This is a genomic window from Marinobacter nauticus, assembly GCF_003634635.1.
GTDB classification, from domain to species: domain Bacteria; phylum Pseudomonadota; class Gammaproteobacteria; order Pseudomonadales; family Oleiphilaceae; genus Marinobacter; species Marinobacter nauticus.
Genome location: NZ_RBJB01000004.1, coordinates 295,633 through 318,594, shown reverse-complemented (window position 1 = coordinate 318,594; position 22,962 = coordinate 295,633). Strand labels below are relative to the sequence as shown.

Here is a 22,962-nt window from a genome sequence, read left to right as displayed (position 1 = left end):
AACGCCTTATCAGTCTTGTTATTGGTTGGTGCGCCAGAGGTTTTTCGAACGAGGCCGGAAAACGTGACTATCTGAAACCATTATGGACTGGCTGAACCGCCTGTGCCATGGCGATACAGTTCCGACCCTGTTTTTTGGCCCGATACATCGCCTTGTCGGCGGCAGCGCAAAGTGCATCCAGGGTATCGCCATGGTCGGGAAAGACCGCCACGCCAATACTGATGGTCAATCGAATGTTGTGGCCGGATTCCAGGGCCACCGGCTGATTACAGACACGATGGCGCAACCGCTCTGCCGTTTCCTCCGCTTCCGCAACGTCCATTTCTGGCAGAATAAGGACAAACTCCTCGCCCCCGAAACGGCCCAGGGTATCAACACTGCGGACGCTGTCCTCGAGCAGACTGCTGATGGAACAGAGCACGGAATCCCCTGCAGCGTGACCCCAGGTATCGTTGATTTCCTTGAAGTGGTCAAAGTCGATCCACAATAACGCGAGGGGACGGTTGTACCGACGCGCCCGCTCCAGCTCTTCGATCAGCACCCGTGAGCACTCCCGGCGGTTGAGCACGCCGGTCAGTGAGTCCCGCGTCGCCAGTGCTTCGAGCTCGTTTTCCAGTTGCTTGCGGTCGGAAATATCCAGAATAATGCCCTCAAGCACCATGGTGCCGTCATCATCCAGCACACCGCAGCCCCGCTCCCAGACCCATATCTTCCGGCCGTCCTTGCGGGTAATGGCGTACTCGACGGAAAAGGACTCATCTTTGCGGACCGCCGCTTCCACTTCCTGCGCGACCTGTCCGGCATCTTCCTCATCCATCAGGGCCGCGTAGCTGGTGGTTCGATTACGAATCAGCTCCTCAGGTTGATACCCCGTGAGATCGGCACACCCGGCCGATACGAACAACATGGTCCAGTCTTCGTCGGGCAGGCAGCGGTAGGCCATACCCGGCAGGTTATCCATCAGCACCGTCAGCTGTCTTTCACGGCGACGGAGCGCCCGGCGCTGGTCGGATTGCAGGGATAGCAGCAGGCGATCCTTGTTGAGCTGGCGCAGAATCACCGTGAACAGCACAAGCCCGGTCACCACGACAAACAGGAACCCTTTCCAGGTCTGTACCAACGACAACATGCGGGGATCCGGAAACCAGAGTTCGACGATACGATCCGAGAAGGTAATCCAGATAAGCCCGGCCACCAGATACACCAGTGTTGTCCAAAGCGCCCGTCTTCGCGGACTGTGTCTTTCCTTCAGTCGGGTCAGCCCCGAATAATCCGGCCGTTCTGGCTGCATGCCAATTTCCTTGTCGCCTCAAGCTTCCTATACAAAAAATAGACAGTTACGACGCATGAGTCGAGAAGGATTTGCAGTTTCAGTCGGGATCGATGACACTAAACGTGACACATAATCGCGTTATGGATAACAAGGATGAGATTGCACCAGCATCTGACTCAGGCCGTTGTGGCCACTATTACCATCGGCCTGGCTGCCTGTAATGGCGGTCACAGCCCATCCGCTGCCATTCAGGCCTATGCTGCCAACAGTAGCCCGGCGAGCCCGGAACTGGCCGCGGTTTACCAGCGATCCTGCCAGACCTGTCACGCCCGCGGCACCTCGGATGCTCCCTTGACCGGCCACGGCGAGGCCTGGCAGCCAAGGCTGGCCAAAGGTATGGAAACCCTCGTGGATAACGTGTTCTCTGGCATCGGTGGCATGCCACCCTACGGGCTCTGTATGGACTGCAACGCAGAGCAGTTCCGCCAGCTGATTCGCTTTATGGCCACACCCGCCGAAGCGGAGGACCACTGACGATGCAACGGCGTCATTTCATGCAGTTACTGGTCAGCACTGCCATCGCCAGCCATCTGACCGGTGCCAACGCCAGGGAGAGCGCCTTACCGGCTGCGGGCGAGCTATCACAAAGTCCTTTGCCGTGGCGAAACTGGTCCGGCTCCCAGACCTGCCTGCCCGAAAACCGGGTTGCTCCGGCCAACATTGACGAGCTCCGGCATCTGCTGCAGAACTCTGAACATGCGGGGACTACCATAAGGCCCGTGGGGTCCGGGCACTCATTCTCGGCCCTGGTACCCACCGACGGCATTCTGGTCTCATTGGCGCGCATGACCGGTGTTCTGAGCCACGATGATCAGCAGTGCCAGGCCCGCATCGCTGCCGGAACCCTGCTCGGGCAGGTGGGCCGGCCGCTGGACGCCATCGACCAGGCATTGTTCAACATGCCGGACATTGATCAACAGGCATTGGGCGGGCTGTTGGCCACCGCGACCCACGGCACCGGCGCCGGGTTGATGAGCCTGTCCGGCTATGTCGAAGCCCTCACGCTGATGACCGCCGGGGGCGAACTGCTGGAATGCAGCCGGCACCAGCACCCGGAGATTTTCCACGCCGCCCGGGTTGGCCTCGGCTGCCTCGGCATTGTGACTGATGTGACCCTGCAGAACACCCGACCTTACCGATTGCGCAAGACCACCGAGTGGCTACCGCTGGAGGATATTCTGGATTCTGCCGATGCCCGCGCCGACCAGCATCGCAACTACGAATTCTATTACATTCCGTTCTCCGGCATGGGTTTTACCAGTCAACATGATCTGACCGACGAACCGATATCGGCCACCGCCCAGCTGGACCAGAACGACGGCGCCCGGGATCTGCATCGGGCGCGGGACTACCTGGCCTGGTCGCCCCGGTTACGCCGGCTGATCCTGGGCGGCTATATCCGCTCCCTGGACAAAGAAGTGAAAGTGGCCGCGTCCTGGCAGAATTACACCAGCGACCGCAATGTCCGTTTCAATGAAATGGAATACCATTTGCCGCGAGAAAACTGGCAGGCGGCCTTCCGGGAGATTGTTTCTTTAGTGGAGGCAGAGTTTCCCGAGGTGTTCTTTCCCTTCGAGGTTCGCTTTGTGAAGGCCGACGATGCCTGGCTCAGCCCGTTTTACCAGCGTGATTCCGTTTCCATTGCGGTACACCGGTTCTTCGAGGAAGACTATCAACCCATGTTCACAGCGCTGGAGCCGATTTTGCTGCGGCACGGCGGCCGGCCCCACTGGGGCAAGCTCAATACCCTCAAGTCCGGTGATTTCCGGGCCCTGTATCCCAGGTGGCAGGATTTTCAGGAGGTGCGGCGCAGCCTGGACCCGGGCGGGCGGTTTCTCAATCCTTACCTGGCCGGCCTGTTCGAGACGGCGGGGGAGAGCGCGTAACCATGGCCCACAGTGATGCCTTCGTTCGACAACGTCGCCGGCTTCTACTCGGCGCCACCGCCCTGGGTGCCGCCGGCGCACTGGCCTGGCTGCGACCAGAAGCCCGCCGGGACGGTCATCACCCCTATTTCCAGGCCCTGGACGCCGCCCTTTCCAAGGCTGGCCTGGCAACCCCGACGCTGGTGCTGGATCAGGCCAGGCTGGATCACAACCTGTCGGCCCTGAACAGTCACCTGAACGGCGAGTACCACTACCGCATTGTGGTCAAATCACTGCCTTCTCTGCCGCTTCTGCAACGGATCATGACGGCCACCGGCAGCAACCGGCTGATGGTTTTCCACCAACCCTTTCTTAACACCGTGGCAGAGACCTTGCCTCAGGCGGATGTACTGATGGGCAAGCCGCTTCCGGTGGCCGCCGTTGACCGTTTCTATCGGCAGCTCACATCCAGAAGCAGCGGCTTCCGGCCAGAACAGCAACTGCAATGGCTGGTGGATTCCCGGCAGCGGCTTGAGGCCTATGAAGGTTTTGCCCGGGCACAACAACGCCGGCTGCGAATTAACCTGGAGATCGATATTGGACTGCACCGTGGCGGGTTTACCGACGCCGGTGACCTGACCCGGGTGCTGACCATGATTGAACGCTCGCCCTGGCTCAGTTTGAGCGGGTTCATGGGCTACGAACCTCATATCATGAAAGCACCGGGGCCAGCGGCCTGGCTGCGGGACCGGGCCATGGCGCGGTATCAGGATTACGTGTCCACCGCCGAGCAACACCTGGGACGCTCACTGACAGACCTGACACTTAACACCGGGGGGTCCACCACCTATCAGCTCTATCGCGGGCTGTCCGGCGAGCTGCCCGTGAATGAGCTCTCCGCCGGTTCCGGCCTGGTAATGCCCACGGATTTCGACCTGCCAACACTGTCTGACCACCGGCCCGCGGCGTTCATTGCCACGCCGGTCCTGAAGCTGCTGGCAAGCACCCGGATTCCCGGTGCACCCGGGCTGGGCAGGCTGCAGGCGCTGTGGAACCCGAACCGGGCCCGCACGGCTTTCATCTACGGCGGCAACTGGCCGGCAACGCCGGTGTCACCGGCAGGATTAAGCGATAACCCGGTCTACGGCCGATCCAGTAATCAGGAAATGCTGAATTTCGCCGATGGGCTCGATCTGGCAGAGGGCGACCGGGTGTTCCTGCGGCCGCACCAGAGCGAATCGGTCTTCCTGCAATTTGGAGACCTGGCCGTCTTCGATCCGACCCGGGGAGCGATTACCGACCGCTGGCCGGTGTTCCGGGAAGGATGAACTCGTTGGCGGCACATGCTTTAATCGGTGCTACGTTCGATCCAACCAACAGGAACCGTCATGACCCCCGCAATCAACGCCGCCAAACAGGCCCGGGTGAATTTCATCATTCACGAGTATGAGCACGATCCGGCTGCGGAAAGCTATGGCGAGGAAGCGGCGGAAAAAACCGGTGCGAACCCGGCCCAGGTGTTCAAGACCCTGGTAGTCAGCCTCGATGGTAAGAATCTGGCGGTGGGCATCGTACCGGTCACCGCCATGCTCGGTTTGAAACAGATTGCCAAGGCTGCCGGCGCCAAGAAAGCCGTCATGGCCGACAAACAGCTGGTGCAGCGCACCACCGGCTACGTCTTGGGTGGGGTCAGTCCCCTGGGCCAGAAAAAACCTCTGAAAACCTTCATTGATCAATCCGCCGAAGACTTCGAAACGATCTTTGTCAGTGCCGGCAAACGGGGCCTGGAAATCGAACTGGCACCCGCCGATCTGGCCCGACTGACCCAGGCCCGGTTCGCTCCGCTGCAACAGGAGTAAGGGGGTGAATCACGCCAGCGACCTGATCCTTATCGGTAGCACCCTGCTGCTGGCACTCGCTGCGCACGCCGTGGGCCAGAAGGTACACGTGCCCCGGGTGACCCTGCTGCTGTTGCTGGGCGCCCTGGCTGGACCGGATCTTCTTGACCTGCTGCCGGATAACGCAGACCAGAGCTTCAGCCTGATTACCCAGTTAACCCTGGCGATGGTGGGGTTTCTGCTGGGTGAACGGATGTCGGCACGGGATCTCAGGCAGGGAAAAGAAGCGCTGATTGTCAGCCTGGCCGTCACGTTGCTGACCGCCATGGCCGTCATCCTGGCGGTCTGGGCCGTAACCGGCAACCTGCCGGCAGCTCTGCTGCTGGGCGGCATCGCCACCGCCACGGCACCGGCAGCGACCCTGGATGTCCTGCGCGAAGCGGGCGCCAACGGTCCGCTCACCCGGCTGGTGTTTCAGGTGGTCGCCATCGACGATGCCTGGGGCGCCATACTGTTCAGTGTTCTGTTGGTGGCGGCCGGTCTGTTGCTGGGCAACGGCGACCTGAGCGGCCCCACGGCCATGTTGCACGGGCTCTGGGAAGTGGCAGGCTCGGTGCTGCTGGGTATGGTACTGGGGTTTCCCATGGCCTGGCTGACCGGGCGGCTACGGCCGGGTGAACCCATGCTGCTGGAATCCGCCGGGTTTGTCTTTGTCGCGGCGGGGCTGGCCAGCTGGTTTGGCCTGTCGTACCTGCTGACCTGCATGACTCTGGGCATTGTGGTGGCGAACCGAGCCCGACATCACGTTCGGCCGTTCCGTTCCATCGAAGGCATTTCCGAGCCCTTCCTGGCACTGTTTTTCTTCATGGCCGGCTACCAGCTCGACTGGCTGGCGCTACCCACCCTCGGTGCGCTTGGCCTGGCCTATGTACTGGCCCGCATTGGCGGCCGGCTGGCCGGTGGTTACCTGGGCGGCCTGCTCGCCGGCTCCGCTCCGGAAACCCGGCAACGTATCGGTGCCTGCCTGATGCCCCAGGCCGGCGTTGCCCTGGGCCTCGCCCTGGTGGCCACCGAACGGCTGCCGGAGCTTGGCTACATTCTGCCTCTGGTGATTGGCGCTACGGTGGTATTCGAGTTGATCGGCCCGCCAATGACGCTGCTTCAGCTACGCAAGGCCGGTGAAACCGGACAGGGCTACCAGGAAGAGCCAGACCAATAAAAAACCCGGTGAGCTTCAAGCGCACCGGGTTTCGGGGATTCATGCCGGGCCCGTGGCCCGGCTGAAACACTGGCCTTACTTCACGGAATCCCGTGCCTCGGCCAGGATCTTGTTGAAAGTGGCGCTCGGCTGCATAACCTCGCACACCTTCTCCATGGGCGGGTGGTAGTAACCACCGATATCGGCCGGATGGCCCTGCACCACGGTCATTTCTTCCAGGATCTTGTCCTTGTTCTCCTCCAACTGGGCAGACAGCTTGGTGAAGAATTCTTTCAGTTCCTTGTCTTCATCCTGTTTGGAGAGCTCTTCCGCCCAGTAGCGGGCCAGGTGGAAGTGTGAACCACGGTTGTCCAGCTCGCCGGTTACCCGCGACGGAGACTGGTTGTTTTCCAGCAGTCGCTCGGTGGCCTTGTCCATAGTCTGGCCCAGCAGGCGGGCACGCTCGTTGTTCTGCTTCTCGCCCAGCTCGTCCAGGGACACCGCGGTGGCCAGAAACTCACCCAGGGAATCCCAGCGCAGGTGGTTTTCCTGAATCAGCTGCTGTACGTGCTTGGGTGCGGAACCGCCGGCACCGGTCTCATACAGACCACCGCCGTTCAGCAGCGGCACGATGGACAGCATCTTGGCGCTGGTGCCCAGCTCCAGGATCGGGAACAGGTCGGTCAGGTAGTCACGCAGCACGTTGCCGGTGACAGAGATGGTGTCCAGGCCGCGAATCAGACGCTCCATGGTCCAGCGAATGGCGCGAACCGGAGACATGATGCGAATGTCCAGACCTTCGGTGTCCAGGTCAGCCAGGTAGGTTTTGACCTTCTTGATCAGCTGGGCATCGTGGGCACGCTCATCGTCCAGCCAGAATACGGCCGGCATGCCGCTGGAGCGGGAGCGGTTAACCGCCAGCTTAACCCAGTCGCGGATCGGCAGATCCTTGGTCTGGCAGGCACGCCAGATATCGCCTTCCTCAACCTTGTGCTCGGTCAGGACAGTGCCGTCTTCGGCCACAACGCGCACGACACCGTCTTCCTTCATTTCGAAGGTCTTGTCGTGAGAGCCGTACTCTTCGGCTTTCTGCGCCATCAGGCCCACGTTCGGAACGGTACCCATGGTGGTGGGGTCAAACGCGCCGTGGGTCTTACAGAAGTTGATCACTTCCTGGTAGATGGTGGCGTAGGTGGACTCCGGCATCACCGCCTTGGTGTCCTTCAGCTTGCCATCACGGGCCCACATCTTGCCGGAGTTACGGATCATCGCCGGCATTGAGGCGTCGACAATGACGTCGCTCGGCACGTGCAGGTTGGTGATCCCTTTAACAGAATCGACCATGGCGATTTCCGGACGGTGCTCGTAGCACGCGTGCAGGTCTTCCTGAATCTGCTCCTGCTTGGATTCCGGCAGTTGCTTGATCTTCTCGATCACGGACGAGAGGCCGTTGTTCGGGTTAACGCCGATTTCCTGGAACAGCTCACCGTACTTGTCGAACAGCTCCTTGTAGAAAACCTTCACCGCGTGACCGAATACGATCGGGTGGGAGATTTTCATCATGGTGGCTTTCACGTGCAGGGAGAACATCACGCCGGTGTTCTCACAGTCGGCGATGGCGTCCTCAAAGAACTTCACCAGCGCCTTCTTGCTCATGAACATGCCGTCGAGCACTTCGCCTTCCTGCAGCGGCAGGTCGGATTTCAGAACGGTCTGTTCGCCCTTTTTGTTCTCGAACACGATGCGGGCGTTGGTGGCCTTGTCCAGGGTCACGGACTGCTCGCTGGAGTAAAAGTCGCCACCGCGCATGTGCGCCACGTGGGTACGCGAGGCCGGACTCCATTCGCCCATGGTGTGCGGGTACTTACGCGCGAAAGCCTTGACCGCGGCCGGCGCGCGACGATCGGAGTTACCTTCACGCAGTACCGGATTAACGGCACTGCCAAGCACCTTGCTGTAGCGGGCGTGAATTTCTTTCTCTTCGTCGGTCTCTGGGTGCTCCTTGTACTCGGGCACCTTGTAGCCTTGCTCGTTCAGTTCTTTGATCGCGGCACGCAGCTGCGGAATGGACGCGGAGATGTTCGGCAGTTTGATGATGTTGGCGTCCGGATCCTTGGTGTACTCACCCAATTCAGCCAGGGCATCCGGAACCCGCTGGTCTTCCTCAAGGTAGTCCGGGAAGCCTGCCAGAATACGCGCCGCGAGAGAGATGTCGCTGGTTTCGAAATCGATGCCAGCCGGCTTGGCGAAGGTTTCCAGGATGGGAAGCAGTGACCGGGTGGCGAGGGCGGGAGCCTCGTCGGTCAACGTGTAGACAATCTTGGCTTTGGATGATGTCATTTTCGTCCTCAGGCTATTGGGTGGGTTCAGGACGGTCATGGCGCGGTCGGGCGTCTTGTGAACGTCCGGTCGGGCCAGTGACTGATTCGGAACTTTTGATAGACCTACTAAGATAGCATTTTTTACAAAATTTTGGTTACGATCTTAGTATAAGAACGGACTTAAAATGCCTGATCTTCCGTGACAGGACGATGAAATGGCAGGAATTTACGAAACTTTCTAACATTTATCAGGTAAGGGGTAAGCGTGACAGGGGGAGAGCTTTCCAAAACACGCTGTGAATACCTCCCTGTACGCTCTGCTCCGCCATCCATGGCTCCGCAAGGTTTTGGAAAGCTCTCCCCCTGCCACGCCCAAACGATGTACGGGTAGTCCAATTTCATCGTCGCAGAGTTCGCAAATATGGGCTGTTTTGTCGACAAAACAGCCCATATCGGCACACTTCACATTCCCCTTTATCCAGAATCAGTCGGGCAACAACCCTGCTTGCGCCAAACGTTCCCGAATCCGGTCCAGCGCTTCCGGGTTGCCCAGTGCATCCCGGTTGTCGGCTTTCCTGGAGCCGTTGATCAGCCGGGCCACCGCGAGTTCCACTTTTTTGCCGCTACGGGTGTAGGGAATGTCCGGCACCTCAACAATGTGTTTGGGCACATGTCGGGGGCTGGCACCTTCGCGGATTCGGGTTTTCAGGGTTTTGACCAGGTCATCGGTGACGTTCTGGCCTTCGGCCGGAACCACGAACAGCACCACTTCCACGTCGCCGTCGATCTGGCGTCCGACCACGAGGCTGTCTTTAACCGCGTCAACGGTTTCCACCTGACGGTAGATTTCGGCGGTGCCGATGCGCACGCCGCCAGGGTTGAGGGTGGCGTCGGAGCGGCCGTAGATGATGGCGCCGCCGTGTTCGGTGAATTCGATGAAGTCGCCGTGGGCCCAGACGCCGGGGAAGGTATTGAAGTAGGCATCTCGGTAGCGTTCACCGTCCGGGTCCTGCCAGAAGCTGACGGGCATCGAGGGCAACGGTTGGCGGCAGACCAGTTCGCCTCGGCCTTCGCTGACCGGCTGGCCGTCGTCGCCGTAGGCGACCGCGTCCACGCCCAGGAAGCGGCACTGGATTTCACCTCTTCGCACCGGTAACAGTGGTGTTGATCCCACAAAACAGCCGCAGATGTCGGTGCCGCCGGCGATGGAGCCCAGCAACACGTTGGGAGCACCGTCGGTATAGATCCAGTCGTAGTCTTCCGGCAACAGCGGGGAGCCGGTGGAGAACACCACGCGCAGGTGGCTCTGGTCCAGGGTTTTCGCCGGTTGCAGTTCAGCTTTGCGGCAGCCGGCGATGAAACGGGCGCTGGTGCCGTAGTGGGTGACCCGTTCTTTCGCTACGGTTTCCCACAGGAAATTCAGACTCGGGTAACCCGGGGAGCCATCCACGGTGATCACGGCGGCGCCGGTCATCAGGGCAGAGGCCTGCCAGTTCCACATCATCCAGCCGCAGGTGGTGAAGTACAGGAAGCGGTCTTCCGGGCCAACATCACCATGGAGCATCAGTTCCTTGGCGTGGTTAACCAGCAAGCCGGCAGTACCGTGCACGATGCACTTGGGTTTGCCGGTGGTGCCGGAAGAATAGAGGATGTACACCGGATGGTCCGGATCAACCGGGGTGAACGAGGGCGCCTGACCTTCACCGACCTTCAGGGCATCATCCCAGGTGGTAACCAGTTCGCCGGGGATCGGTGCTTCATCGGGCAGTTGGGCAATGCTGACCACCACCTTCAGGGAGGGCAGGCCAGCGATCAGCTCGGCAAAGTCGTCCTGGCGCGCGAACACTTTGCCGCCATAACCGTAGCCGTTGACCACAATCAGGGCTGAGGGCTCGATCTGGCCGAAGCGGTCGTTGATGGCGCCGATGCCGAAGTCCGGTGATGCGGAGCTCCAGATTGCGCCCAGGCTGGTGGCCGCCAGCATACCCACCAGGGCTTCGTAGCCATTGGTGACCACACCCGCCACCCGGTCGCCCTTGGTAATGCCCTTGCTGCGCAGGAAGGCTTCCAGAGCGCCGGCGTCGGCTTTCAGTTCGGCGTAGGTCTTGTGCAGTACCGGGCGGGTTTCGCAGTAGGCCACCACGGCTTCTTTGTCAGAATGATCGCCGTCCGCCAGCCGCAGCAGGTTGGCGGCAAAATTCAGCTTCATGCCCGGGAACCATTCCGCCCCGGGCATTTCCCGGTTGCCAAGTACCCGTTTGGCCGGTGTCTCGCAGACCAGGCCGCAGTAGTCCCAGACTTTCTGCCAGAAGGTGTCCAGTTCGGTAATCGACCACTGGTGCAGGGCGTGGTAATCATCAAAGGGGCCAAAGCCCTGTTGCTCCAGCCAGGCCTTGAACTGGCCCATGCGGGAACGGGTGAGGGTGTCCTGGTCCGGGGTCCAGACAACCGGTGATTGTTCTGTGTTGCTCATCCGTCTCTCCAGAAAATTACTGCATATGCCAGCCGTGGCTGACCACGATCGACTGGCCGGTCAGGGCAGCGGACGGGAAGGCTGCCAGATGCACCGCCAGTTCTGATACGTCTTCCAGGGTGGTGAACTTCCCGTCCACGGTGTTCTTGAGCATGACCTTGCTGATCACTTCTTCTTCGGAAATGCCCAGCTCTTTGGCCTGCTCCGGTATCTGCTTGTCCACCAGCGGTGTCCGTACAAAGCCGGGGCAGATAATGTTGCTGCGCACCCCGTGCTCCGCACCTTCTTTCGCCACCGCCCGGCACAGGCCCAGCATGCCGTGCTTGGCGGCGACATAGGGTGCCTTCAGAGGGGAGGCTTCCAATGAGTGTACAGACCCCATATACAGCATGGTGCCACCACCGCTGGCATACATATGCCTGAGTGCCGCACGAGTCACCAGAAAGGCGCCGTCGAGATGCACGTTCATGACCTTGCGCCAGTCCGCATACGCAAGCTTGTGCACCGCATCGATATGCTGAATGCCAGCGTTGGCGATGGCAATGTCCAGCCCACCCCACTGTTTAACCACATAATTGACGTTTACGTCAACTGCATCTTCATCAGTCACATCCATTTCAAGGGCGATGGCGGTGCCGCCGGCCTGCTCGATGGCAGTCACAGTATCCTGTGCTGCCTGAAGCGTTAGGTCAGCCACCGCGACTTTAGCTCCCTCGCGGCCATAAGCCTCGGCAATGGCGCGACCAATGCCGCGGCCAGCACCGGTAATCAGGGCAATCCGGTTTTCCAGACGCATTGTTATTTTCTCCTTAGTCGTATGCCACACCCGGCAGCCAGGTCGCGATTTCCGGAACCACAAACACGATGGCCAGAGCGACCAGCTGGATAATGATGAACGGAATAACACCACGATAAACATCGGTGACTTTGATCTCCGGCGGGGCGACACCCTTGATGTAGAACAGTGCGAACCCGACCGGCGGTGTCAGAAAAGACGTTTGCAGACACATGGCAAACAGAATGGTGAACCACACCAGATCGAAACCCAGCTGCTGAACGACCGGTGCCACCAGCGGCAGAATGATCAGGGTGATTTCCACCCAGTCCAGGAAGAATCCCAGCAGGAAAACACCCAGAAGAATGGTGAGAACGACGCCGTAGGGTCCGAAAGGAAGGCCCAGCAGGGCGTCTTCAATTACCTGATCGCCACCCAGACCGCGCAGCACGACAGAAAATGCGGTCGCACCCAGGAAAATGGCAAAGATGAAAGCCGCCGTGCGGGTGGTCTGCTGCATGGAGGAGTTAAGCACATTCAGGTTCAGCCGGCCGGACATCAGGGCCAGAAGCAGAGCGCCCAGCGCGCCAACACCGGAGGCCTCCGTCGGAGTCGCTATGCCAGCAAAGATGGAGCCCAATACACCCAGAATCAATGCGGCCGTTGGCACCACTGCCTTCGCCACATCCCAGACAATGGCCCAGCTCACTTTCTCGGTACCCTCTGGCACCGGCGCAATATTCGGTTGCAGCATCGGGCGGATGATGGCGTAAGCCACATACATGGCGCCCAGCATAAGGCCAGGGAAGAATGCGCCCATGAACAGGTCACCTACGGACGCCTCGGGAACCGCCAGCCGGTCCGCCATCAGAACCAGCATGATGGAGGGCGGAATCAGAATCCCCAGGGTCCCGGTGGCACACGCCGTACCCACCGCAAAGCCCTTGTCGTACTTGTTCTCCATCATTACCGGCAGGGACAACATACCGAGGAGTACCACGGAAGCCCCGATGATACCGGTGGTCGCGGCCAACAGGACGCCGATAACAATAACGGTAACCGCATAGCCGCCGCGAACGGCGCCAAACAGTTTGACCATGCTGTTCATCAGTCGCTCGGCAACGCCGGACTGGTCAAGCATGATGCCCATGAAGATAAACATGGGCAGGGCCACAAGGGTTTCACTACTGACCACCTTCCAGATTCGCTCGGGCACAAGCCCCATGGAAGATTGATAATCGAACCACAGATTGGCTCCAAAATTCTCAACGGCGACAACACCAACAACGGTCCAGATAACCGCGGTGCCACCCAATACCCACGCAACCGGATAGCCGGTCATCAGCAATGCCCCGAAGGTGAGGAACATGCCGATTACAAAAAGGGTTTCAAGCTCCATCAGGACGCATCCTCTTTCTTGTTCTCACCGGATTCGACCCGGATTGGCTTCGGAAAGCCGAAAAGCAAAGCGGTAACTTTCAGCAGACGGGACAGGGCCGCTATGATCAGAAGGGCAAAAGACAGCGCCAGAATGCCCTTGAGAATCCAGCGGTAAGGGAGGCCCGCCGGTGCCTGGCTGGTCTCGCCCTGCTCCCAGGAACTCACTGCATAGGGAATCATCTCGTAGACCGCCAATCCCAGAAACGGCAACAAGAGAAACAGCAGGCCAAACAGTTCAATCCAGGCCTGGCCCCTGAGCGACAGTCGCTCATGGATGACATCCACCCTCACGTGATCATCAGTTACCAGGGTATAGCCCAGCCCCAACAACCAACCAGCGCCGGCCAGGTGCCACTGGACTTCCTCCAGGGTGACCGAGCCCATACCAAACGCATAGCGGCCCACCACGGCATAAATGATCACGCCGGTGACCACAAACCAGAGCCAGGAAGCACTCTTGCCTATCGCAGAAATCACACCGTCCAGAACCTGGCTGAACCGGGTGGTCGGAAATTCGGTGTGGTGATGAATAAATTGACCGGCGTCCGACGCCGACGCGTGCACCTCAGGCGGTGAGCCTTTATCAGACACTGCCATACAACCGTTCCTCGTTCAGAAAGCCTACGGGTAAACAGGGATGGCCCCGCAGGGCCATCCAGACTCGATCAGGGGGCACCGGTCATCGCCCGGCCCCCGCAGTCAGCCCCGGACCTTAGAGATCCGCCGGAACGTAGGCGCGGGTATCCCACACCTTGTAGGTTTCCATAAACGCCTGCTGGCTTTCATAGACGCGTTTGAAGTCAGCATCCTTGGATGCTTCCTCCTTGAGCACCTCCTCGGTCACTTCTTTCAGCTTGAGCAGGACATCGCGGGGAATCTGGTCGGCCTGAACGCCCTTGTCCTGGAACTCCGCCAGAACCTTGCCGTTCTTGTACTCACCTTCGGCCAGACCACGAGTAGTGGCTGCAGTGCAGGAGGCTTCAACCAGCGCTTTCTGGGCTTCAGTGGTGCGGTCCCACTCATCCTGGTTGATCAGCATGTACTGTGCGGTGAACTGCTGATGCCAGCCGGGGAACAGGTTGTACTTGACCACCTGATTGAAGCCCAGGATCTGATCAATGGCAGGCATGGAGAATTCCGTGGCATCAATGGTTCCTTTCTCCAGTGCCTGATACAGCTCACCACCCGGCATCATGGTGACAGACGCACCCAGCTTCTCGAGAACCTTGCCGCCCAGGCCCGCAAAGCGGATTTTGAGGCCTTTGTAGTCTTCCAGTGACTCAATCGGCTCGGCATACCAACCCGCCGTTTCGGGCCCGATAATGCCACACAGCTGGGCATGTACCTTGAAGCCTTTGTTGGCGTAGGTTTCCTGCAACAACTCGTGGCCGCCACCGTAGTAGTACCAACCGATGTAGGCCCAGGGCTTCATTCCGAAAGGCACGGCCGCAAACAGTGGAATCGCCGGCACCTTGCCCTGGTCGTACCCGATCCAGGTGTAACCAGCGGAGACCTTGCCATCAGAGACAGATTGGAGAATATCGAATGGTGGAACCAGCTTTCCGGGTTCGTAAACACGAACCTGAATGCTGCCATCAGAAGCCGTGGTCAGGTTATCGGCTACCCAGGCCGCTGGTGAACCCAGGCCAGGCAGGTTGGTGGCGAAAGCAACCGGCATTTTCCAGCGAAGATCATCGGCGAAGGCAGAACCGGTGGTGAGAGCAATCGCACCGGCAACACCGGTGAGAGCCTTGAGAAGTTTCATTGGCAAGTCTCCTTGCTTTGTTGTTGTGTGCGGCCTTTGACGGCCTTATCTGAGTATAGTCAGACAATGCAGGAACAGACGGACAGGGGGTCTCGCGGGTCCAACGGGTAACGCCAGTCTTGTTGTCTGCATTGTTCTGACGTCCTGCACACGGCTCAAAGCACGGGGCATACCAGAAAAAATTAGTTATTGTTTTTCAAAGTGTTAGATAGATTCTTGTGAGGATCAACCGAACAAACCGTCCGGATATAAAGACACATATAGACCTCAGTAGTAGGCAGTTGTCCCGATATCCAGACATATGTCCGGATTTCAGGACAGCTTGGCCAGTTTTTCATAGAGTACAGAACGGGAAATCCCCAGCAGCCGGGCGGCCTTGGTACGGTTACCGCGGCAGGTCACCAGGGCCTCTTCAATGGCCTGGGCTTCGGCCTCAGCCACAATGCGGGCCAGCGGCCGCACAGAGCGGGCGGGAACCGGAGAGACCAGACGCTGGCCAGCACGGGGTAATACTTTGAAGATGGCATCGGCATCCAGCAGGTCACCGTCTTCGCTCATGGTCAGGGCCCGCTCCAGCACGTTGCGCAATTCCCGGATGTTGCCCGGCCAGTCGTAACTGCCCAGGGCCGCGACGCCGGCATCGGTAATTTCGCCACGCATGTCCTGGCCCTCACAGATTTCACCCAGCAGGGCTTCACACAGCACGCCCAGATCGGCCAATCGGTCCCGCAGGGGCGGGATATTGATCTCCAGCACATTCAGCCGGTAATAGAGATCTGAACGAAAGCTGCCCTCGGCAATCATGGCCTCCAGATTGCGACTGGTGGCCGCAATCACCCGCACATCCACTGTCGTTACCTTGTTCGAGCCCAGAGCCTCAATTTCCCCCTCCTGCAACGCCCGCAACAGCTTGGCCTGCAACGGCAGCGGCATATCCCCCACCTCATCCAGAAACAGCGTGCCCCCGTTGGCCAGTTGGAACTTGCCCTCCCGGGTACGACGGTCTGCACCGGTGTACGCGCCCGGGGCGACACCGAAGAATTCCGCCTCCAGCAGGTTTTCCGGCACCGCAGCCACGTTCACACCAACAAAGGGCTTATCTGCCCGGGGCGACACCGCATGGATAGCCTGGGCTAACACCTCTTTGCCGGTGCCGGTTTCCCCCAGCAGCAGTACCGGCATGTCCCGGCCTGCCGCCAGTCGCGCCCGGCGCTTTACTTCGAGGGCCGCCGGACTGCCACCGACAAAATCGCCCAGACTGTAGCGGGTGCCACGGCTTTTCTTCGCCAGGGCCTTGCGGGCAGCAGCCAGATCCCGGTGCAGGCGCCGGTATTTGGACACCAGCGGTGTCAGTGGTTGCAGGTCATCGTATAGCACGAAGGCAACAGCACCGACAATGCCGCCCTGATCGTCGTAATACGGCAACCGAGTGACCACCAGTTGCTGCTCATTGTGCTCCATGATGTCCAGCAACAGGGGTTTGCCGGTTTCAATCACCTCTGGCATCCGGGTCTGCGGGATTACCTTCCGCACCGGCTTTCCGATCGCCTGCGAAGGATCCCCGAGCCCCAGCAACTGGGAATAACTGCCGTTGATCCAGGTAATGTTGGTTTCCCGATCCACTGCAATGGCACCGGCACTGGCCTCCTCAAACATGGGAAACAGGGCTTCGATCAGGTCACGGGTCAGGCCGCTCTTGTTCTTGTTGGTAAACAACTCGCTCATAGTCCGCGTGCTCACGGGTGGGGATGGTTTCATGGGCAATCCTTGGGCGTCCGGATTTCCGGACGCCGTCACGGGAGTATAGGAAGCCCCCGGTGCGGGGGCAAACCTCCAAAGGTGGCATTCAACCGTCGGTAATCAGTCCGGGATCTGCAACTGGTTACCGGTGAAGACAATCCGGTCCGCTTCCGCCGGTTCGGATTGAATGGGCGGCAGGTTCGCCAGGGTCAGGGGCGTGGTCAGGCTGCCCCGGGGCACCGTGCGCACCACTTGACTGGGCGGCAGCGGCTGCTTGTCGGTGAGATGGGCCCACACCAGATCCAGCGCCTGGAAGTAGTAGTGATGCAACGGCACATAGCGGTCACCGATGCCCGGAAAGCCGTTGAGCACGTCCAGGTGATGGGCGTTGAGAATTTCGTAATAGCGCAGGTTGCTGTGGCGGCCTTCCACTGCCTGGTTCAGGCCGACATAGGGTCGGGAGGTGTGGTTGATGGGCAGGATGGCATCGGCCCGTCCGGTGACAAATACCGTCGGCTTGCGCTGCAGGTCTCCGCTGGCCCGCACCGCTGAAATGCCACGGCTAATGGCTTCGTGCAGCTCAGCCTGAACGCCCTCGAGGGGCTCGCCGGTCACCACATTCCTGCCTTCGGCAAGACTTCTGAGGCACAACAGGGCGTCCAGACCGTAATCCACCTGGCTGGAACTGGGCGAGGCGCTAACGGCGAGGTTCGTGGGCTGGCCCTCGGCGTTGTCGTAGACCAGATTGACACCGGCGGAGGGCGGAATGCCGTTACTCGCCGCAAACAGCGACGCCTCGGCAGCAGGCGCCAGTGGCACCACCGCGCCGGCACTGCCGGTCGCCGCCAGGCTCAGGCCACACACCCGGTCTTCAACACCCGCGCGGCCATAGGCATTGGCGTAGGTCATGGCAATGCTCTGGGCGACCGCCAGGCCAAAATGCACCGGCGCCAGCAGGTTCTGCTCCGGCTGCACCCCGAAGTCCTCGTTCAGGATCCGTTGTGCATCAAGGGCCCAGTCATCCTGAGTAGCGCCGGACACCAGCCCCTTATTGAACAGAGAGTGGCAGATGTTCTGGCCAGTCACCGGCGGGTTGAACACGCCGTTCAGGGGGGCGAGATCGCGGATGCCGGGGGCCTGGTTGGCACAACCCTGGTACACCGCCAGCGCGGTGGTGTAATCCAGCAGGCTGCGGCTGTGTTCCGTCAGTGCAGGGCCATTGCCCTGACGAATGCTGAAACTCCGGTCCACAAGGGGATTCACATTGGGCTCAGACACCGCCACACCATCAATCAGACCTTTCTCATCCTGTTCCGCCGCCCGCACCGAGGCTCCGCCGCCGTTGGAAACACTGGAGGCAATCACCAGGGTGTTCCTCGGGTTGATAGTTCGGAGAGTTTCACCATTACCCAGTTCCCGGCCATGGAGTGTGTTCAGCACATAGAAGCCGAACTCAATGGATTGCAACACATGCCGGCCCCAGTCTGCCTCCGGGTTCTGTTTGGAATGGGCGTGTTTCCAGGCGAAGCGATCCTGCCACTGGCTATTGAAATCATCCCGGCTCTGAGCGTCCAGATCCGCCCGGAACAAGGCTTCTTCAGGTTCCGTGGTAAGTGTTCCGTTCACGGACTGGGCGGTGTTTGTGGCGAGGTTATGGGCACCGGTACCGGTGCCTTTATCGGTATAAACCACCGCGCAGCCCTTTTTCAGGCCCCACTCCCCGGCGGTGCCAATGGCGCCGTAGATCCCGCGGGAACCAGAGGAGGGCGCGGTTACCATGCACGGAAAATCCGGATCAAAGCTGTCGGGCACCTGGGCCATTACCGTCACCGGCACAGTGGCGCCCGGCACCTGCATCAGCGCGATGAATTCCTGGCCCGGAATCCGGCCACTGGCATTACCCACGGCCGGGCCAAACAGGCTGCCATAGCCTCCGCCGGGTGCAGTATCCACCAGTGCCCGGTAATTGTTGTAGATGGCCAGCCGGCGCAACTCCGCCGGTGTCGGATTCAGGGCATCGACAAACGCCGGTGGTGTGGCACTGGCCAGCCCCTCCGGCCCCAGGCCAGCGGTAAGAAGATCATCGGTATTGCCATCGTAATCGAACTGCCGGACATCGCTCACCAGGAAATCAGGCAAGGAGTTGAACACCTCGTCCTTCTTGCAGGCAGTAAGCGTTACCGTGGCAGCACCTATCAGGGTGCAGAGCATCATTCGTTTCATGGTCGGTCCTTGTTTGTTGTTGTTGAATCGGCCCCATGGGCGCCACGGCCCATGCGGATCCTGTGCCAACCGGACAAGACCATGAATATATTTAGAAAAATCAAAAATTACTGGCACTTGAGAGGGGGCTATTCCGGAATTCCGGACAGCGGTTGCGCGTGCAATGGCATGGCACGCATGCAGGACCGCCGCTGGCCGCAGACTGTCCGGCAGACCGAACACTGTCTGAAAAACCAGACAACGGGCAGCGAAACTAGCCTATTCGGACAAAGGGCAGCAAGCTGATTGCCGCAATTGCAGCGATGGCCAGGCAGGCCGCCAGAGTCCGCAGCGGATAGCGTCGAAACATGGAGCCGATACCACCGATTTCGCCGCGGGCCAGGCCTTGCTCATAGGCCTGGCGCTGCCTCTCGAAACGCTGACGCTGATACTCATCCAGCAACGCCTTGGCTCGCTCCGCCTCTTCCGCATCGTGAACCCAGAAGCCGCCCATGCTGATGCCCCAGCGGCTGGGCGGGGTCTCGTAGTAGCGCACCCCATGCTCCTCAAACAGAGCCCGGATCTCGTCGGCCTCGTCGTCGGGTACATGGCGCAGATTCATCAGGTGATGGGGCATGGCGCGTCCATTGGCTGGTATCAGGATCGTAATTGCCTATATGCTAACAGCAAAGCATCCACGACCGAACTTGCATCAGGACACTGAATGAGCCCGAACCCCCTTCGTCTGCTGCTGGATTTTGACGACCGCATCCAGCGGGACAGGGATCAGCCCCCCGCCTTTCTCCACCGCCGGGACCGGCGCTTTGCTCTGGACTGCGAGCAGCAGGGAATAAAGCCCAGCCCTTCGCGCTGGCTGGCGCACATGGATCGACTGTCCGGCCCCGGCGGCACCGTGACGGCTGGCCGTCGGGAACTGAAACTCTGGCACCGGGCAACCAGCGGCTTCACAGGTGCCGGCTGCCTGATGGGCATCGTGACCATGCTGGGTCTACTGTTCTATGACGGCGGCCAGCGCATCAACATCACCGTGATTCTGGCCTTTGTGCTGTTCCAGCTGCTGCTGGCACTGGCCACCACGGTACAGGCCATAGTCGGCTGGCAACCCTGGCGCTGGTTGCTGAAACGGCTGCACCTGGACCACGCCAGCCCGACCCGGGCCCGGCTCCAGCCACTACTGATGGCGCGGGCGGCCCATGTCGGCGGCGTTGCTTTTGGTCTTGCCGGCCTGGCCACGCTGCTGATCATGGTGGTGGTTCAGGACCTGGCCTTTGGCTGGAGCACCACTCTGGATACCGCCGCTTCCGGCTACCACCATCTGGTCAGCGCCCTGGCGGCGCCCTGGTCCTGGCTGTGGCCTTCCGCGGTGCCCTCTCTGGAGCTGGTGGAGGCAACCCGATTCTTTCGCACCGCTCCCGTCACAACCGGAGTCGAGCCTTCACGCTGGGGCCTATGGTGGCCCTTCGTGGTCATGTTATGGCTGACCTGGACGGTGATACCGCGTGTGCTGCTGCTGATTCTCAGCCAAAGCCTGCTGCGCCGCCGTGCCACTCGGCTGATGGCGGGCCATCCCAGCATGAAGGCCCTGTTATACCGGATGGAAACTGCCACCCTGGATACCGGCAGCAGCCACAACGATGCCGCCGACCTGCCAGACACCCGCACCCGGGCCCAGCCAGACCAACTGCCGGACACCCCGCTGATGATCTGCTGGGCCGGTGCCGGCGAACCGGAGTTGCCCCAACGCCTGCAGGCTCCGGATTGCCGAATTTTCCGGGCCGGAGGCCGGGCCAGTCTGGCCCAGGATGAAGACGTACTGGCACAAGTAAGCGTCCATCTGGCCGGCCAGGAACATCCGGCAGTCATTGTCGTCACCCGCAGTTGGGAGCCGCCCACCGGCGAGCTGCACGATTTTCTGGAGACCGCCCGGGAGCGCTGGCCCTCGAATAGCCGGGTAACCCTGCTTCCGCTGGCAAGCGATCCGAACCAGCCACCGCAGGCCCACCTGGTTCAGCCCTGGCTTCGGTTTACAGAACGCCTGGCTCCGGGCTTTGCCTCGGTGGCCTTGCCACCTGTCGACGAGCCCAACCCCTATCTGGCCGGGAGCGCACAACCATGACCAATGCTCCGGTATTCGCCGTGGTCGGCCACCCGAACAAGGGCAAATCCAGTGTCGTCGCCACCCTGTCCCAGAACGACGCTATCGCCATTGCCCTGGAACCCGGTACCACCCGGGCCCGGCAGGATTATCCACTGACCGTTGATGGCCAGAAACTCTATACCCTGGTGGACACCCCTGGTTTCCAGCGCCCACGGCGGGTATTACAGTGGCTGGAAGCCCACAGCATTTCCGCCTCGGATCACCCGGAAACCGTGCGGGCTTTTGTGCTCCAGCACCGGGGCGATGACCGGTTTGTCGATGAATGTGAGTTGCTGGCACCGATCGTGGAAGGCGCCGGGATCATCTACGTAGTGGATGGCTCGGTGCCCTACAGTGCCGAGCACGAGGCTGAAATGACCATCCTGCGCTGGACCGGGCGTCCGAGCCTGGCGCTGATCAACAGTATCGGTGAGGATGATTACAGCAACACCTGGCAGGCTGCACTGGGCCAGTTCTTTCAGGTTGTCCGCAATTTCGACGCTGTTCGCGCCCCGTTTGAGCAACATCTTAGCCTGTTACGGGCTTTCGGCCAGCTGGAACCGGACTGGGAGGCGCCACTGGAACGGGCCACCCGGTTCCTGTCCGAACAGCGCCGCCAGCGCCGGCGACAGGCGGCAGGCCTGGTTGCCCGAGCCCTGGAAGACCTGATGTCATATCAGGAACGACGCACACTGACGCTTAACCAGATCGCCGAAACCAGCGATACCAGCCTCGCCGAGACCCTGAGGGATCGCTGGTACCGGCACCAACGCCACCGGGAACAGGCCCTCAGGATCGACATCGAGCACCTGTACCAGCATCAGCGCATACGCCGCCAGGAAGCCGAACTCCAATGGCACAGCCAGCACGATCTGTTTTCCGAGGACACCCGCAAGCACTGGGCGGTCAGCAAGCGCTACCTGGCCACCGCGGGCTTCGGTGCCGGAGCGGTGAGCGGTGCCGGCATTGATGCCGTAACGTTTGGCTCGTCGCTGGGCACCGGTGCCCTGCTCGGAGGGTTGATTGGCGCTGCCGGCAGTTACTTCTACGGGGATCGCCTGGTTTTGCCGGCACTGAGCATCGGGCCCATGAAGGACGGCCTGAAAACCGCCAGCTTCGGGCCTGTACAGGACAGTCAGTTCGGCTATGTTGTGTTAGGGCGGGCGGTGGATCACTGGTGGCATATCAGCCAGCGAAACCACGCCGGGCGGGATTTGCTGGAACTGGAACCGGCCGACCATCACTGGCTGGAACAGCTCGACAAAGCCAGCCGGCGGGAAATCCAGAAAGCCTTCGAACGGTGCCGGAAACAGCGAGCTCTGACCCATCAGCAGAGGGAACAATTTGCCGCCGCCATCGAGCAGGCCATGGCGGCATACGACGACTGGCGGTTGAATCGAGCCTGAGCCGCATGTTTATACTGTATGGCTATTCCATCACAAAATGAGGAATGCGAATGAAAATCGTACGAGTGCAAGACATTATCGGTACCGAGCGTGAAGTTCACGGCCCGGGCTGGACCAGCCGTCGCATGCTGCTGAAGAAAGATGGCATGGGTTTCTCCTTTCACGAGACCATCATCCCCGCCGGCGCCGAGCTGAACCTCTGGTACAAGCACCACCTGGAAGCCGTCTATTGCGTCGCCGGTAACGGCAAGATTCTGGACAAAGCCACTGGTGAAGTACACGAGATTACCGACGGCACCCTGTATGCACTCGACAAGCATGATCAGCACACGCTCTACGGCGGCACTGAAGACATGCGCCTGATCTGTGCCTTCAACCCGCCGGTAACCGGCCAGGAAGTGCACGACGAAGACGGTGCTTACCTGCCGGATACCAGCGAAGACTGATT

Annotated in this window: 18 protein-coding genes; 8 read left to right on the top strand and 10 right to left on the bottom strand. The window is 60.4% G+C overall.

Going from position 1 to position 22,962, the window contains the following annotated elements:
* Positions 1-67: 67 nt before the first annotated feature.
* Positions 68-1,291 carry a sensor domain-containing diguanylate cyclase gene (locus tag C7436_RS12840; RefSeq protein ID WP_121208065.1) on the bottom strand — a complete coding sequence of 408 codons (1,224 nt, stop codon included), beginning with the start codon at positions 1,289-1,291 and terminating at the stop codon, positions 68-70.
* A 135-nt stretch (positions 1,292-1,426) separates the two neighbouring features.
* On the opposite strand from C7436_RS12840, the gene C7436_RS12835 reads away from it, so the two are divergent.
* Genes C7436_RS12835 through C7436_RS12815 form a run of 5 tightly spaced genes read left to right on the top strand, consistent with a single transcriptional unit; the run spans position 1,427 to position 6,255 of the window.
* Positions 1,427-1,807, top strand: coding sequence for a c-type cytochrome (locus C7436_RS12835; protein ID WP_228198137.1), 381 nt, complete (start codon positions 1,427-1,429; stop codon positions 1,805-1,807).
* Between the two features lie 2 nt (positions 1,808-1,809).
* On the top strand, positions 1,810-3,219 hold the full coding sequence (locus C7436_RS12830) for a D-arabinono-1,4-lactone oxidase (protein WP_121208064.1): 1,410 nt from the start codon (positions 1,810-1,812) through the stop codon (positions 3,217-3,219).
* Between the two features lie 2 nt (positions 3,220-3,221).
* Positions 3,222-4,526, top strand: a complete 1,305-nt coding sequence (locus C7436_RS12825; protein WP_121208063.1) for a DSD1 family PLP-dependent enzyme — start codon at positions 3,222-3,224, stop codon at positions 4,524-4,526.
* Positions 4,527-4,586: 60 nt separating this feature from the next.
* A complete protein-coding gene (gene ybaK, locus C7436_RS12820; RefSeq protein WP_114434676.1) occupies positions 4,587-5,057 on the top strand; it encodes a Cys-tRNA(Pro) deacylase in 471 nt (156 codons plus the stop codon).
* Positions 5,058-5,061: 4 nt separating this feature from the next.
* A complete protein-coding gene (locus C7436_RS12815) occupies positions 5,062-6,255 on the top strand; it encodes a cation:proton antiporter (RefSeq protein WP_121208062.1) in 1,194 nt (397 codons plus the stop codon).
* Between the two features lie 75 nt (positions 6,256-6,330).
* Here C7436_RS12815 and C7436_RS12810 read toward each other — a convergent pair whose 3' ends face one another.
* From C7436_RS12810 to C7436_RS12770, 9 genes are all read right to left on the bottom strand, one after another.
* Positions 6,331-8,574, bottom strand: coding sequence for an NADP-dependent isocitrate dehydrogenase (locus tag C7436_RS12810; protein ID WP_113879454.1), 2,244 nt, complete (start codon positions 8,572-8,574; stop codon positions 6,331-6,333).
* A gap of 465 nt (positions 8,575-9,039) precedes the next feature.
* Entirely contained in the window at positions 9,040-11,028 is a 1,989-nt protein-coding gene (locus C7436_RS12805; RefSeq protein WP_121208061.1) for an acetoacetate--CoA ligase, read from the bottom strand.
* A 16-nt stretch (positions 11,029-11,044) separates the two neighbouring features.
* Positions 11,045-11,824 (bottom strand): 3-hydroxybutyrate dehydrogenase, encoded by a 780-nt coding sequence (locus C7436_RS12800; RefSeq protein ID WP_121208060.1) that lies wholly within the window; start codon positions 11,822-11,824, stop codon positions 11,045-11,047.
* A 13-nt stretch (positions 11,825-11,837) separates the two neighbouring features.
* Positions 11,838-13,202, bottom strand: a complete 1,365-nt coding sequence (locus C7436_RS12795; RefSeq protein ID WP_121208059.1) for a TRAP transporter large permease — start codon at positions 13,200-13,202, stop codon at positions 11,838-11,840.
* Entirely contained in the window at positions 13,202-13,840 is a 639-nt protein-coding gene (locus tag C7436_RS12790; protein WP_011783666.1) for a TRAP transporter small permease subunit, read from the bottom strand. Before C7436_RS12790 ends, C7436_RS12795 begins: the two co-directional genes overlap by 1 nt.
* 115 nt (positions 13,841-13,955) lie before the next feature.
* A complete protein-coding gene (locus C7436_RS12785) occupies positions 13,956-15,008 on the bottom strand; it encodes a TRAP transporter substrate-binding protein (protein ID WP_011783665.1) in 1,053 nt (350 codons plus the stop codon).
* 312 nt (positions 15,009-15,320) lie between these two features.
* Positions 15,321-16,766: a sigma-54 interaction domain-containing protein gene (locus C7436_RS12780; protein ID WP_410110932.1), complete on the bottom strand. Its 1,446-nt coding sequence runs from the start codon at positions 16,764-16,766 to the stop codon at positions 15,321-15,323.
* A 102-nt stretch (positions 16,767-16,868) separates the two neighbouring features.
* Positions 16,869-18,971 carry a 3-hydroxybutyrate oligomer hydrolase family protein gene (locus C7436_RS12775; protein ID WP_121208058.1) on the bottom strand — a complete coding sequence of 701 codons (2,103 nt, stop codon included), beginning with the start codon at positions 18,969-18,971 and terminating at the stop codon, positions 16,869-16,871.
* 253 nt (positions 18,972-19,224) lie between these two features.
* Positions 19,225-19,587: a DUF6164 family protein gene (locus C7436_RS12770; RefSeq protein WP_121208057.1), complete on the bottom strand. Its 363-nt coding sequence runs from the start codon at positions 19,585-19,587 to the stop codon at positions 19,225-19,227.
* Positions 19,588-19,674: 87 nt separating this feature from the next.
* Between C7436_RS12770 and C7436_RS12765 the strand changes: the two genes are divergently transcribed.
* The 3 genes from C7436_RS12765 to C7436_RS12755 are packed head-to-tail and all read left to right on the top strand — an operon-like array spanning position 19,675 to position 22,960.
* A complete protein-coding gene (locus tag C7436_RS12765; RefSeq protein ID WP_121208056.1) occupies positions 19,675-21,087 on the top strand; it encodes a DUF2868 domain-containing protein in 1,413 nt (470 codons plus the stop codon).
* On the top strand, positions 21,084-22,514 hold the full coding sequence (locus tag C7436_RS12760) for a GTPase/DUF3482 domain-containing protein (RefSeq protein ID WP_121208055.1): 1,431 nt from the start codon (positions 21,084-21,086) through the stop codon (positions 22,512-22,514). The genes C7436_RS12765 and C7436_RS12760 overlap by 4 nt, the downstream gene beginning before the upstream one ends.
* A gap of 50 nt (positions 22,515-22,564) precedes the next feature.
* Positions 22,565-22,960: an ectoine synthase gene (locus C7436_RS12755; RefSeq protein ID WP_011783659.1), complete on the top strand. Its 396-nt coding sequence runs from the start codon at positions 22,565-22,567 to the stop codon at positions 22,958-22,960.
* Positions 22,961-22,962: the final 2 nt, after the last annotated feature.

Bases quoted from the DNA above. Each gene is read 5' to 3' on its own strand.
- C7436_RS12825 (WP_121208063.1), top strand. From the start codon at position 3,222: ATGGCCCACAGTGATGCCTTCGTTCGACAACGTCGCCGGCTTCTACTC.
- ybaK (WP_114434676.1), top strand. From the start codon at position 4,587: ATGACCCCCGCAATCAACGCCGCCAAACAGGCCCGGGTGAATTTCATC.
- C7436_RS12780 (WP_410110932.1), bottom strand. From the start codon at position 16,766: ATGAAACCATCCCCACCCGTGAGCACGCGGACTATGAGCGAGTTGTTT.
- C7436_RS12835 (WP_228198137.1), top strand. From the start codon at position 1,427: ATGAGATTGCACCAGCATCTGACTCAGGCCGTTGTGGCCACTATTACC.
- C7436_RS12770 (WP_121208057.1), bottom strand. From the start codon at position 19,587: ATGCCCCATCACCTGATGAATCTGCGCCATGTACCCGACGACGAGGCC.
- C7436_RS12830 (WP_121208064.1), top strand. From the start codon at position 1,810: ATGCAACGGCGTCATTTCATGCAGTTACTGGTCAGCACTGCCATCGCC.
- C7436_RS12805 (WP_121208061.1), bottom strand. From the start codon at position 11,028: ATGAGCAACACAGAACAATCACCGGTTGTCTGGACCCCGGACCAGGAC.
- C7436_RS12810 (WP_113879454.1), bottom strand. From the start codon at position 8,574: ATGACATCATCCAAAGCCAAGATTGTCTACACGTTGACCGACGAGGCT.
- C7436_RS12775 (WP_121208058.1), bottom strand. From the start codon at position 18,971: ATGAAACGAATGATGCTCTGCACCCTGATAGGTGCTGCCACGGTAACG.
- C7436_RS12790 (WP_011783666.1), bottom strand. From the start codon at position 13,840: ATGGCAGTGTCTGATAAAGGCTCACCGCCTGAGGTGCACGCGTCGGCG.
- C7436_RS12765 (WP_121208056.1), top strand. From the start codon at position 19,675: ATGAGCCCGAACCCCCTTCGTCTGCTGCTGGATTTTGACGACCGCATC.
- C7436_RS12755 (WP_011783659.1), top strand. From the start codon at position 22,565: ATGAAAATCGTACGAGTGCAAGACATTATCGGTACCGAGCGTGAAGTT.
- C7436_RS12800 (WP_121208060.1), bottom strand. From the start codon at position 11,824: ATGCGTCTGGAAAACCGGATTGCCCTGATTACCGGTGCTGGCCGCGGC.
- C7436_RS12785 (WP_011783665.1), bottom strand. From the start codon at position 15,008: ATGAAACTTCTCAAGGCTCTCACCGGTGTTGCCGGTGCGATTGCTCTC.
- C7436_RS12840 (WP_121208065.1), bottom strand. From the start codon at position 1,291: ATGCAGCCAGAACGGCCGGATTATTCGGGGCTGACCCGACTGAAGGAA.
- C7436_RS12760 (WP_121208055.1), top strand. From the start codon at position 21,084: ATGACCAATGCTCCGGTATTCGCCGTGGTCGGCCACCCGAACAAGGGC.
- C7436_RS12795 (WP_121208059.1), bottom strand. From the start codon at position 13,202: ATGGAGCTTGAAACCCTTTTTGTAATCGGCATGTTCCTCACCTTCGGG.